General features: G+C 34.3%; 6 protein-coding genes. 1 reads left to right on the top strand and 5 read right to left on the bottom strand.

Annotation, left to right across the window (positions count from 1 at the left end):
• The first annotated feature begins 101 nt into the window (after positions 1–101).
• A complete protein-coding gene (locus tag CJ739_RS15485) occupies positions 102–947 on the top strand; it encodes an AraC family transcriptional regulator (protein ID WP_117176920.1) in 846 nt (281 codons plus the stop codon).
• A gap of 187 nt (positions 948–1,134) precedes the next feature.
• On the opposite strand, the gene CJ739_RS15480 is transcribed toward CJ739_RS15485, so the two are convergent.
• The 5 genes from CJ739_RS15480 to CJ739_RS15460 all read right to left on the bottom strand — a co-directional run bounded on the left by CJ739_RS15480 (position 1,135) and on the right by CJ739_RS15460 (position 13,718).
• Positions 1,135–2,559, bottom strand: coding sequence for a DUF6055 domain-containing protein (locus CJ739_RS15480; RefSeq protein WP_117176918.1), 1,425 nt, complete (start codon positions 2,557–2,559; stop codon positions 1,135–1,137).
• A 596-nt stretch (positions 2,560–3,155) separates the two neighbouring features.
• Positions 3,156–7,208: an FG-GAP-like repeat-containing protein gene (locus CJ739_RS15475; RefSeq protein WP_117179052.1), complete on the bottom strand. Its 4,053-nt coding sequence runs from the start codon at positions 7,206–7,208 to the stop codon at positions 3,156–3,158.
• Between the two features lie 138 nt (positions 7,209–7,346).
• Complete coding sequence (locus tag CJ739_RS15470; RefSeq protein ID WP_117176916.1) at positions 7,347–8,798, bottom strand: DUF1735 domain-containing protein; 1,452 nt, start codon at positions 8,796–8,798, stop codon at positions 7,347–7,349.
• A 25-nt stretch (positions 8,799–8,823) separates the two neighbouring features.
• Entirely contained in the window at positions 8,824–10,509 is a 1,686-nt protein-coding gene (locus CJ739_RS15465; protein ID WP_117176914.1) for a RagB/SusD family nutrient uptake outer membrane protein, read from the bottom strand.
• Positions 10,510–10,691: 182 nt separating this feature from the next.
• Positions 10,692–13,718 (bottom strand): SusC/RagA family TonB-linked outer membrane protein, encoded by a 3,027-nt coding sequence (locus CJ739_RS15460; protein WP_162880236.1) that lies wholly within the window; start codon positions 13,716–13,718, stop codon positions 10,692–10,694.
• Between the last annotated feature and the right edge of the window lie 14 nt (positions 13,719–13,732).

Below are 13,732 nucleotides of genomic sequence, written 5' to 3'. Positions count from 1 at the left end.
GGTTAAGAGTCTAACCAAGGGTTAAGATTAAAATAACAAAAAGAACCCTTAGAACTAGTATGAATTCCCCTTTCGGGGGTTAGGGGGCTAAATATAAACAGATGAAAGTACTTCCATTTAAAATTCCGAAGCCTGAAAATGAGGCATTAGTTTATCAAGAAGAACACTTAAGTGTACTATATGATCAGTTTCACCAACATAGTGAAATACAAATTAGTTATGTTGAACAAGGTGCAGGCACATTACTAGTTGGAGATACTATTAGTGATTTTATGCCGAACGATATTTTAGTGTTAGGTGGCTATGTACCCCATGTGTTTAGAAGCGATATTAATTTCTCTGAAATAACAGACGTATATACTTTATTTTTTGATAAAAATTCATTTGGCAAAGACTTTTTTGGACTCGCTGACTTTGAAAGCTTTCATGATTTCTTTAATCAGTCCGATTATGGCATAAGGGTTTTATCAAGAAAAAAGAAACTTATTAAGCAGTTTCATAAGTTAAAATATCAAAACAAAGTACAACGTATAGCTACACTTATAAAAATCATAGACCATATCATTAAGGCTGAAAAAATAGCACTTTCCTCATTTGTTTATAAAAAGAAATATACAGATGACGAGGGAAAGCGTATGAATGATGTGTTTAATTATGCCATGGAAAATTACTCCGAACCTATAACCTTAGAAGAGATTTCGGAAATAGCAAATATGAGTAAAAATGCTTTTTGCCGCTATTTTAAAAAACGTACAAACAAAACGTTTTTTCAGTTTTTAATAGAAATAAGAATTGAAAATGCCTGTAAACTCATTCATAATTACCCAGATTATTCTATTTCGTATATTTCAGAACAATGTGGTTTTCAAAATACGGCAAATTTCAACAGAAAATTTAAAGAGATTAAAGGTGTTACTCCATCGCATTATAGACTGGAAAGATTTTAAATAAAGTGAATTTTAATGTCAGTTTGATTTCGACTTTCCTCAAGACAAACTAAAGTCTAAAACCTTATTAATTAAATTGTCAAGGCTTTTCGACTACGCTAGCAATGATGTTTTTTAAAATTAGAGCTTCGACAAGTCTGTCTGACAAACTAAACGTCATTTTATATTGCTTTTTGATGATTATCGTTTATTCAATAGCTGTATTTGTAAACTTGACTTTATATGGAAAGTTCTGATCATTAGTTGAAACATCATCCCAAATGTGGTTTACATGTTCTGTAGGCGCTCCAGTTACAATTAGCCATAATGTTTTTATACTTGCTGGTATTATTATAGAAGCTACTCCTTCTTTAGTTTTTTCCATAGCGCCATACACGGGTGTGTTATCATCTTTTACAGCCACAAAACCATAACGCCATCCTTCTACATTAGCATAGCCCCCATCTAACCCTACAAAATCTACAGAAACAGTTGTTCCTACTACAGGAACACTCAGTTCTATGGCATTATAACCATAAGGTTGTGGACTTTGATTACTGGAAATTTGATAATACCCGTCAGCAATAGGTTCTAAAGTTGTTGCATGTTTATAATTTATATAGTCTGATGCAGATAAGTTTTTTATATAATCTCTGTTATAAATACCTAAGGGGTAATCCCAAGTCATATTTTTAGAAGCATATACAAAAACTTCATCATTAAATTTTTCTTGGGATATTTCGGTGATTCTTTTGTAGGCTTGAATGGGATGCTCTGGTGTTAATGCTCCTCTCCAAAGTTTTCCTAAAAAATCCGCTCCGTGTTTTTCTTTCCAATATTCCTGTAAATACATGGATTGATATCTAATATCTTCATGCGAAAAGTTTTTATGGATATTATCCAATAAATAAGGTAGTTCGCCTACATAATCTTCATTATTTTGTTGCCAAGACATGAATTGTGCACATTGCTCCCAAAATGATCCGACATATGGTTGATCTCTAAATCCATAATTTCCATCACAATGCACTTGGTATTGAAAAGAGTGTCCAAACTCGTGAGCTATAACTGCTCCCCCTTTTGTAGTTGCAGGACTAATCCATAAGGCTCCTATAATATTATCATAACCTGCTCCTGTGGCCAACCATTCTTCTTGATAAAATAATTGTATTATCATTCTATAATTATCTGTTTTGGAATTTCCTTTTACTACAAACTTCATGACATCACGATAATATACATAAAATTCCTCCGCCATTTTTAATAGATTATTGATATCAACACGAAGGTTGAGTCTTGAAGTCTTACTTGGATATTGACCAAATCCTTTCTCCCAAAAAACAATAACATTGTCAGACGAGGCACTTCTTTGATAACTCCATTTACTATCATTAGAATCGAAATCGTTGTCCTTTAACTCTATTGGTGTATAAACAGCTTTACCGTCAGTTGGTTTTTTTGCAAAAATATAGTCAAAATCATCCGGAGGCGTTATTCCTGTATCTGTTGGGTTTTCCGGGGTCTCTGGATTTTCTTCAATTTGTTCTTCTTGTGAAGGCCCATTGGAAGAACACGCTAACAATAAAAATAAACATAGTGCGAAAACAGTTTTTAATAACACTCGATTTTTCATGGCTGTATTTTTTATATTTACTTTAAGACAAGTTTGAACACGAATTGAACACCTTACGTTCTAAGTGTAGATATCTAGTTTAATTATAAATAAAACCAAAGAAGAAAAAATAGTCTTCTTTGGTTTTCCAAGAAAAACAAACTAATTCAAACTTAACATCATAAACTATCTAGTTTTTAATCTATATATTCAACTAAAACATATTGTACTTTATGAGATAAAGGTATCATCTTAAGATTTTAAGAACGATGTATTATTATCAAAAAACTATATTATATTATCCTGTTTTAATTGACATTGTGTTTTCTTCGCTATTTAATCCTCAATTTTTTAGCTAATTGTGAAAAGTTTAAACGGCTTCAATATTTTTGAACATTGTTATTTGCTGTCATTTAGTCTATGGTTCTGGGGTTTGGTGAATCGGTCAACCCTAATCAGGGAGATTCAAATCGTGAATCGTGAAAGGTGATTCGGAAATGGTATCTTGTCATCGTTTTAGAAACAGCTATCTAATCGTCTAGAAATCTAACCTTCTAACAATCTGACTTCGGTGCTATATTCTTTAGTCTATATTCTATTATCTTTTCGGACACTAATTATTTTTGAACAACCATCTTATAGGTTTTGTTATTTATTTTCAGAATATAAATTCCAGTAGTTAGTGATCTAGGAAGTTTCAAAATTGTTTTTCGGTTGGTTCTTAAGTAATTGCTAACCAACAATTTTATGTACCTGCCATTCATATCAAAAAGGTTGAAAGTGTCTGTATGGTTTGTATTTGTTACAGTTAATTCCTCACTAAACACCTTTATAGGATTCGGAAAAACAGAATGCTTTTGATTGATAGAATCAGTATTTTCATTAAAATAATCGACAGCATGATAAAATGCATTTTGACCAATTGTTTTCCCAATTACCCTTCCTGGAATATCATCTGCAGGTGGATGTATTCCGCCCCATATTCTAGAAAGGCTACATTGATCTGATGCATCACGGTAAGTCGCCCATTGTAATGTTACGTCTACCGAAGGCCCTTTTTCGAAAACCAAAAATTCATTCCTTTTTGCTTTAAACTCTCCTATGCCTCCAGGAAAATATTCGTCTCCTGTTAGCAGGGTCATCACCTCAGCGGCTGCCCTAGAGAACGTAGAATGTCCTGAAATATAACCCGCAAAAGGTGGGGTAACGAAAGAAGGGCGTTGATAGGGCCACCAGTTTTTTGCTAAAATCCAACCTACTCCAGATTCGTCTGTATTGGCATCTTGAATATAGTCATGTCCTTTCCATGCATACACTTTAATTTCACCTACATTTTCGTTGGAATTTCCAGCTAAAGGATCCCCTGTTTCTACTGTTTCAATAAATCCCTCTTTTAAAGGAATACCTGCTACATGATAATTAGATTTTGAAGGGTCTGAACTTTGACCTTTTTCTGCCATAAATCGAATGGCCGAAATAGGTCTTATATAATCATACCACCCTTTAATACTCCATGCAGCAATCGCACAATCGTGCATGGCGCCTCCTAAAACAAAATAGGATTTAACGTCCCATTCCAAATTATTTAAGGATGCTCCGGTACCGTTAAATTTTTTACTGAATAGTTCATGGTCACTAACATAATTCAATATAGTAAACCAATGTCCTGGTGGTGTTTCTGAATCTGGACCATCTGCCCAAAATTCGGCTAGAACTCTCGTATAATCACCTCTTGGTACTATTTGTTCTGTATATGCAGCATTTGTACGAGGATTAATATGGTGTCCTTTACTAATATCCCCTCCGTTTTCTAAATTATAAAAATCTTTATAGCTATCTACAGAATTTGGGAATAGATCAAAATCTATATTTCCAATAGACTTTGGGGATATATCCCACATAATAGTGTCATAAGGACTGAGATGTGAACTCCAAACAGACACTAAAGAAAAACTCCATTTATATGCATCGCTTGAAGGGGTGTTTTTTTCTAAATTGAGTTGAGGCGGTAATCCAGGATCGTCGTAAACAATATAATCATGTCCTGCCCTACTATAAACCGTTCTTTCGGAACTCTGTAAATTAAAAGGTTTTACACGACCCCACTCTGGGCCTAAAAAATTTGGTGTAGAACCTTCTATTAAATTTCCGCTTTGGTCTATAAACGTATTGAAACTTAAGGGCTGCCATCTGTTGGGGTACAACAAAGCATTTTCGTTTATATCTGGATTATTAAGTAGTATTGGTGGATTAACAGGTTCGTAATAACTATTTTTATATTGGTTCATTTCATTTGAACCATCTGTATACCCATAATCTATAATGGTTTTTGCTATATAATTCCCTAAAGCCATGGGGTCTCCAGATTTGTAATCTATTGATGTATAAGCGGTATCGTATCCTAACTCTAACATTAAACCATCAAAATACGCCATGGTTTCCTCAAGATTTGGTGAGTGTTGAAACCTATGCTTTAAAAGTCTATATACTGCGTAACTAATTGTTTTATCTCTTGCTGTCTCTATTGATTCTGTTGTCTCAAACCCTTCAAAATCATTTGTAAATTCATGAACAGTATTTCCTAAAAGATATGGCTTTGCATTATCATCATATATTGACCATGCATCATACATAGCTATACTTGTGTGAAAAAGATTTCTAGCGTGTACTGTTGGTCTTGCATAGTCTTTTCTTATGGCTTCTAGCAAAGCTTCATTCCATAATCTGGCAACAGATTTTTTATGTATAGTTGGTATGGGATCTGATGAATTTCTAATTAAAACATTGAGGCTCACACTTTGGCTAGAGCAATAATCATTTTTTTCAATAATACTTACGGTGCCTGCTGCATCCGTACCCCACTTTATTTTTATAGTGTTCGTGTTTTCTCCTTCTATGATGGTACCTCCTACAACACGCCATATAATGGTATTTCCAGATTGTGGTGGGTAAGAATAAGATTCTGTGCTAGATTGCAGTACGTGACTACTTCCATAGATAGTAGATTGAGTATTTAAATAAATACAGCCATCAGAATTTATCGTTGCATTTGGATTGTAGTTGCAGGAGTCAGGATCCATACAACCATACATTTTTATACTTGGTTCAACATTGGAAATTTCATAAAATGAATTTTCTTTAAAGTGAAACGTTTTGTCCATAGGAAGGTTGTTGTATGTTTCAACCAAACCAGAGGGCCATGTTATCTTTAGCGCTTCAATTTTTGTAGCGTTTGCTAAACCAAAATGAACTGGAACTGAGTTTTGAGATAAAAACCCTTTACCTGTAAAATATCTAATAAGGGTATTTTTATCTGTTTTTACTTGAATTTTTGTTCCAATGGCATCTCTATTTGAGATCGTACCTTCTAAAGAAATTTTAAGCCAATGTAAATTTTCATTTTTATTAGTAAAGTCGGTGGTTTTATTCTCATAAAAATAGGAAGGTCTATCACTATTTGTTACAAATACATCTAAGTCGCCATCATTATCAAAGTCAAAAACCCCTGCTCCAACACTTATGGTCAGGTCTCCTAAGTTTGAGGCTTCAGATTTATTAATGAATTTAGAACCTCCATTGGCATGTAAATTTTGAAAATAGATGTTTTTTTCTGCACCATTACTTTTATAATTAAAACCATTAACAACAAAGAGATCTTCGTCTGCGTCTAAATCAAAATCTGCAAAAACAGCATCCCATGCCCATTCGGTATATTTTACACCTTGAACAGTTGATGTTTCGTTGTAATAGGTGTTTTTGCCATTATTTTCAAAAAGAACATTTTTATCAATATTGGTTATGTATAAATCAAAATAACCATCAAGATTGTAATCACCTAAGGCAAGTCCCATGGCATTTTGATTAAAATGTAGTCCATATGATTCTGTTTCTTCCGTAAAACCTTTGCCATTTTGATTTATAAACAAATCACATGTTTGTCCTGGGACATCATTTGCTACATACAAATCTTGCCAGCCATCATTGTTAAAATCAAATGGCAAACTCATGAATGAATGTTTATTTCCTGTATCTGCAAATAACTCTATTTTGTTTGTGAAAGTTCCGTTACCATTGTTTACATAAAAACTATTTGAATTGCATCCCGCCCAGTCGGAGACATATAGATCTAATAATCCATCTTTATTATAGTCAAACCAAGTGGCGTCTGTGTAAACACATTCACTGGTTTCAAGTATTCCTGCTTGTTTTGTAACATCTTCAAAAGTGCCGTCACCTTTGTTATGAAAAAGGTATAGCTTGTATATATTAGTCAGAAACAAGTCAGGGAATCCATCATTGTCATAATCGCCCCAAAAAGCTCCAAATTTTGCTCCCTTTAGAGCTTCCTCTGGTGTAATACCTGGGTCTGTAACAGGAAAAAAGTCTTTTAATAATCCTGCACTTTCGGTAATATCTAAAAAGGTACCATCATTGTTGTTTTTATATAATCTACTATGACTTTTATCTACACCGTTTTCATCTTTAAGAGCCGCAACAACGAAAAGGTCTGGATAGCCATCTTTGTTGTAATCGGCAATAGCTACACCGTTATTTTCTTCTAATTTATTTAGATTAGCAAACGTTTCAATTCTACTAAAACTCTGTGCCTTTAAATGATTGTTTAAAGAGAACAAAAAACAAAATAATATGAATGCAATATATTTTTTCATTGATGCGAAAATTATTTGAAGCGTAGAATTATTAAAAAATCCATAGTTATAAAAATCCCCGATATAGCCATTAAATTTGGTTTGTATCGGGGACATTTAGTTTTCAATATAAAATTGAATTTTTAATTATGATAAACTTCAACGTCTCCATTCGTTTACACCATCCCTAATTCTATTTCGCCAAACCATTTCAGTTGAAACATTCGTTGTGTATTCTTCTAAAGCGTAATTTACTGTATAGTTTAAAATGAGGGTTCCTGTAGCCGGATCGTAAGTATTAGTACCATTTTCTGTTATACTAGCAATAGCCGCTGCTTCATACCCTACAGGCGCAGGAACTCCCCAAACTTTCCATTCCAAAATACCTGATGCATCCACCGCTTTAAAATTGATTCTAACTTTACTTGTTCTAATAGCATCAAAAGACGTCACATTATATTGATCTAAACTTGTCCCTGGAGCTGGATTATCTGAAGTATACGTTCCATCTAATATGGCATAATTTGCTTCGGATATAGGTGTGCCGTTAACAACATTATTATTATATAGAATTTTCCATGCTCCAGATTCAGAATCAAAATACTGAAGATAGGTATTGTATGGTTTTGAAACGCCACCATCATTAGGATTACTATCTGCAAACCAATAAACATCCGATTGAGTAATAAAATACTCCCCATCAAAAGTGTATTCAACATAATCCCAAGTATCGAATAAAGGCCAGTTACCGAAGGCCAATCCGCTAGCACCTCTATCATTTGATGAGGTAGGATCTCCGCCATCGTTTACACCATCAACGTTTTCCCAAGGGGATACATTTGGAGCGTTTGGAGTGGCATCCAACGCAATATTTTTTGGTGAATTGTCTGCATTTAAGTTTGGACTGTATTCCAGTGATACCGTATTATCTGGATTCACATGTAATTTCATTTTATAATCTGCGCCTATTAAATTCATAGAACCATTCATTTCAAGAGAATCTAAAAATATAGAGGTTCCACTAATTACATTGTTAATAGTACCACTATTTAAAGTTTCTCCATTTGGAGCAACGGTTTGAAAAGTCCCTTTTTGATTATAAAAACCCTCATACTTATTAATGTACTTTAAAACAAGTATTTGCGTATTTTGAGTACTCAAAATGCTATCTTCTGAAGTTTCAATTAATTTAAAAGGTATGGCATAATTCATTTTTGTTGTTAGTGGATCATTCAAAAATTTAATGGAATCTAAAACAATCGATATTTTACCAACAGTTTCTCCAGATGGAATTACAAATCTGCTTGAATTACTCAACGTATAATAATCTGAAGGAAGCATGGTATAATCAGTTCCTACAAGAAGGCTTGGATCCAATTCATAATCCGCCCATCTTTCTTTTGAATTATCTAAGATACCAGCTAAATAAATACCAGCATCAAGTTTAAGTCCTTCGCCTTTAACAACCGTTCTCCAAAGAACTCCCGGTTGATTAGAGCCACCATCTGCACTTGAAAAAGCTACCGAAGAAAACTCATTATCCAGTCTAAATTCGTCATAGCAGCTTGTTAAAACGCTAATGAATACTAAAAATATTAATACTTTTTTCATATGTTTATTTTTATTGTTTTAAGAATTACCATCCCGCATTTTGTTTAAGATTACTCATTATCAATGTTTGTGAGTAAGGCAGTGGTGCGTACCTCATATAATCTTGATAGGTATGGTTTTCTACATTAAAATAGTTATAGGTATCACCATTTACCAAGTCACGAGTAATCTGAACACCTTCTATAGTATGATTTAGTGCTTTATTCCATCTGCGGATATCCCAAAACCTGAAGCCTTCAAAACACAATTCGATACGTCTGTTATTTTGAATAAATTCCCTAAATGTTTCTGTACCAGCACTTGCTTGGTCTAGCATGTATTGATCATCATATTCAGGAGTAACCGTGTTTGAATCTATGCCTGCACGCATTCTTACTCTTGCCATAACATCTGCGGCAGAGTAACCTAATGCATTACCATCTGGACCATAAGCTTCGTTAGCTGCTTCGGCAAAATTAAGATACAGCTCAGTTTTACCAAGGTAAACATAAAATTTGATATCAGCAGTCGCGTTACTTGGATCTAATTTCACGTTTTTACTTAACAATTTTTTCATGTAATATCCCGTTCTCGTACCTTGCTGACTTAAACCACCTGGAGCATCTGCCCCCCCAATGTATGTTTTTATAGTAGTACCATTATATACATCACCATTAAAGAAAATAAATCTATAAAAGCGTTCATCGCGATTTAAATAGGGATCTTCTGGATCATATAAAGAACTTGATTCTACAGGATACCCGTCAGCTGCGGGAAATATACTCACTAAATTTTGAGATGGATTACAAGACCCACTGCCATATAAAGAAGGCGGATAGTATGTGCTTTCTAAACCAGTTCCTTGGTATGTTGGCTGTATCCAGATATTATCAAAACTCGTGGCATCGTTAAAGTTATTATAAGGCGCCAAATCTGTTAATCCACCAGAAGCATCAATAGCTTCAGCAGCAGCGGTTGCAGCGCGTTCCCATAATGCTTGGGTGGACGGACCATAAGCTGGACTTGCCGCATTTAAATACACTCTAGCTTTCAATGCCATGGCTGCCAGACCAGAAGCTCTTCCTCTATTACTTAAACCAGTAAAAACATCGGAACCGCCATTGTATTTTAATGGAAGCACCGCAATTGCAGCATCACAATCTTGTACAATTTGAGCAACACATTCCTCATAGGTGTTTCTTGGAAGATCTAAATCATCTCCTTGCTCCAAAACGGTTGTTACAATAGGGAATCCAAGGACTTCAGATCCGCCAGCTTCAGGTTTACCGGCATAGTTTTTTAATAATTCAGCTTGGTACCAAGCTCTTAAAAAATAGGCCTCTCCCATTCTGTTAGATTTCAATGTAGAGTCTCTAACTTTATCGGATACACTATAAATTAAATCTGCACCATTTTCGATGTATAAATTAAGGTATTTAATCTTATCATAAGTATAGGCCCAATTTCCTATAGGGCTGCTTTCTACATTCCAGCTTCCTAATGCCAGTGAATTAGTTCCTGGCTGTGATGGTACGGCATTGTCTGTATAATAATCCATGGTAACAGGATATACCGTATTCAAACCATCATAGGCATTTGCTAGAATACCTTCGCCATAGGTTGAGTGGCTCCAAAGATCTTCTGTTGTTTGATCCTGTATTGGAAGGGGATCAATTTGACAAGAGGTCAAGAAGATACCGAAAATTAAATAATAATATATTTTATGTTTCATATGTAAATATTATTCGTTTATTCGTTTATTCGTTTATTTGTTTATTCTGAATTCAGAATTCAGAATATGGTATCGCTTTATTTTCATTGGTGTTTATCTCACAAATTTTATTTTCATCGGTGATCAATGATTATCAATTGGGTTTCCAAATCATGGCGATTTCATAATCTTGTTGTTATTGATTAAAATTTGCATGACACCCCTAACGTAAAGGTTCTGTATATTGGAAAACTATTTACACCTGCGCTTAAATTCTCTGGATCTAAGTTGTATTTTGATAGTTTAGAGAAAGACGCTATGTTTTTACCTCTAACAAAGAATTTTAAATTAGGCAACATAAAGTTAGTATCTGCAGCCTTTGGCATGGTGTAACTAAGTTCTATATTCTTTATACTAAAGTAAGCCGCACTCTCTAACCAAAATGTTGAATTTTGGTAGTTGTTTTGAGATTGTGTGGTTAATCTTGGTATGTCGTTAGTAACAGGGTATCTGTTTAACATGACTTCTGAATAATTAGATCGTGGATTAGCTCCATTAAAATATCTTGTATTTAAAGATCTCACACCATCTGCGATACCTTGCCCAACAATATAAAGACCAAAACCTTTATATTTTAAATTTAGGTTAGCGGCATAATAGATTCGTGGTGCATGGTCTCCTGTAATGTGGATATCTTTTTCATCGACCACACCATCTTCATTATAATCTTGATATCTAATATCGCCTGGCTGCACATCGCCCCAACTTTGAGTAACACCTCTGGAGGTTATTTCACTTTCAGATTGGTATAAACCCTCAGAAACGTAGGCTCTAATTAAATCGGTATCTGTACCTGCTAATTTTCTATAATCATCAAGAGCTGCTGGTTCATCAACGTCTACATATTTAGATCTATTATACATCATATTTCCACCAAAACTATAGTTTAAGTCGCCAATATTATTTTTGTATTGTAGGTAACCTTCAAGACCCCATTGCTTTGTTTCACCATAATTCGTTAAGGGCAGGAAGCCTCCTGAGCCAAAAAGCGATGGTGTTAAAGAACTTCTCTGTGAAATCTGGTCATAATTTCTACGCATGTAGTAGTTAGCCTCGAACGATACGGTTTTATTTAGTAATTCTCCTTGTAAGCCTATATTTAAATTGCTCATTTTAGGAAGTTCATAGTTTGTGCTACCCTCTTGTTGAATGTTATAAATATTAACGACACTACCTCTTGAACCTTCAATACCAGACTGCCACGCACCAACATTTTGCCAAAGGGTTGTGCCCAGATAATATGGGTTATAGGTTGCTGAATCACCAAAAGAATCAGCAAAGAATGTGCTGAAGTTTTCGTTACCAACCATGCCATAAGAGCCATAAAGTTTTAAATAGTCCACAACCGTGCTATTTTTTAAGAAAGATTCGTTACTAGCAACCCAAGCAGCTCCTATTGTTGGATAAACATGGTATCTATCTCCATCAGGTAGTTTCATGCTTCCAGAATATGCTAAGTCAAGTTGTAATACATAGGTATCATCATACGCATAGTTTGCCCTGTAACTAAAATCTTGTTTTTTCACTGGTTGGTAATTTGCAAATCCGCGTGTTTCAACAAGGGCACTGTAATAGGATGCATTCATTGTTAATGCGTGTTTACCAAAAACCCTATCATAATTAAAACTCAAAAGGGCTGTAGTACTTCTAGTAAAATTATCATTAAGAGCACTTAGATTGGGAACAATGACTTCTTCTTGAGTTCTCTCTAACTCGTTGTTAGGTAATAATCTGTAAAGCTCAGCTGTACCTCCTTTACCATTACGAACGTTGCTATAAATATCGAAAGCTGCAGTTCCAGTAAACGTAAGCCCTTGTAGGAGCGATTCTAAATCTAGCAATAAAGTCGCTGTATTTTGTGAATTAAGATTAGCACCTTCTGCATAACCACTGGATAACATGCTATTTTCAATATTTGTAGGGAAATCGTTGCTTACAATATATTTTCCATCATAAGAAATGGCATGCGCATTAGAAGGTGTATTTGAAATGTAATTAAATAAATTAAAATTACCATTGGAACCTGGATAATCCAGTTCCTGATAGGTTCCAGATAAATTAACGTTAAACTGAATTTTATCCGTTAATTTAATATTGACACCACCTCTAACTTTAAAACGGTTTGATGCTGTTTCATCACCAATTTTTTCTAAACCTTTGGTTTGAACATAATCCAAAAGTGAAAAATAGTTAACCTTGTCGTCACCACCGCTAAAATTAAGATTAGCTCTTCTAAAGGTTGCAGATTTTTTAACATAATTATTATAATAATCTACATTAGGATAATATAATGGGTTTGAGCCATTTTGATAGGCCGCAAGTGCAGAAGAAGCATATAGCGGTGATAAACCATCATTTACTAATGCTTCGTTATATAAAGTAGCATAATTATAAGCATCTAAATATTCAGGTTGGGCTGTAGGTGAACTAAAGCCACTCTCTGTTGTTATAGATATATCTCTTTTATACTTTTTACCCGTTTTGGTAGTGATCCAAATTACTGGATTAATACCAGATAGCCCTAAAGCTGCCCTTCCAGCCAAGTCTTTAATAACTTGAACTGTTTCTACTTCATAAACCGTTAGATCTGATGGGTCTCTTAATATGCCATCAATATAAAAAGAGACGCCTTGATTTCGTAATGTAGCAAAAACGGATTCTCCTGTAGGATTATTGCCATAGGTGTTAATTTCTAAACCTGGAATTCTTCCAGATAATGTTTCTAGAAAGGTGCCTGCTGGGTAAGAGGCTAGCTCATCTCCCGTAACTGTAAAGGTTGAAGAAACACTTCTATTATTAGAAAACGTCTGGTAAGGTAATTTTACCATGCCTTTTTCCATATACCCAGAATTAATTAATATAATATTTGGATCTTCAAGTTTACCATCTATTATTTCACTTACGTTCAAAAAATAACCTTTCTCATCAATAATAAGTTGATCTTTTTCTGAAGAAACTTCTAATGAAAAAACACCATCCTTATTTGTGATACTTTTGTCTTTTGCTTCAAATGATTTTACTAGTACATTTGAAATAGGTAGCCCATCACTGTTCACAACCTTACCCGTAACAAGGGATAGCATAGTATCTTCTTGCGCTTGTAAAGATGTGGAACCGAATATCCCGATGGCTGCAAAAAACATCAACATATTTACGATTTTTCTATACATAATTGTTTTATTTT

It is taken from the genome of Mariniflexile sp. TRM1-10 (genome assembly GCF_003425985.1).
GTDB lineage: Bacteria > Bacteroidota > Bacteroidia > Flavobacteriales > Flavobacteriaceae > Mariniflexile.
Note: the sequence above shows the minus strand (reverse complement) of the source record. Positions and strands in the feature narration are given on the sequence as shown.

Bases quoted from the DNA above. Each gene is read 5' to 3' on its own strand.
- CJ739_RS15485 (WP_117176920.1), top strand. From the start codon at position 102: ATGAAAGTACTTCCATTTAAAATTCCGAAGCCTGAAAATGAGGCATTA.
- CJ739_RS15480 (WP_117176918.1), bottom strand. From the start codon at position 2,559: ATGAAAAATCGAGTGTTATTAAAAACTGTTTTCGCACTATGTTTATTT.
- CJ739_RS15475 (WP_117179052.1), bottom strand. From the start codon at position 7,208: ATGAAAAAATATATTGCATTCATATTATTTTGTTTTTTGTTCTCTTTA.
- CJ739_RS15470 (WP_117176916.1), bottom strand. From the start codon at position 8,798: ATGAAAAAAGTATTAATATTTTTAGTATTCATTAGCGTTTTAACAAGC.
- CJ739_RS15465 (WP_117176914.1), bottom strand. From the start codon at position 10,509: ATGAAACATAAAATATATTATTATTTAATTTTCGGTATCTTCTTGACC.
- CJ739_RS15460 (WP_162880236.1), bottom strand. From the start codon at position 13,718: ATGTATAGAAAAATCGTAAATATGTTGATGTTTTTTGCAGCCATCGGG.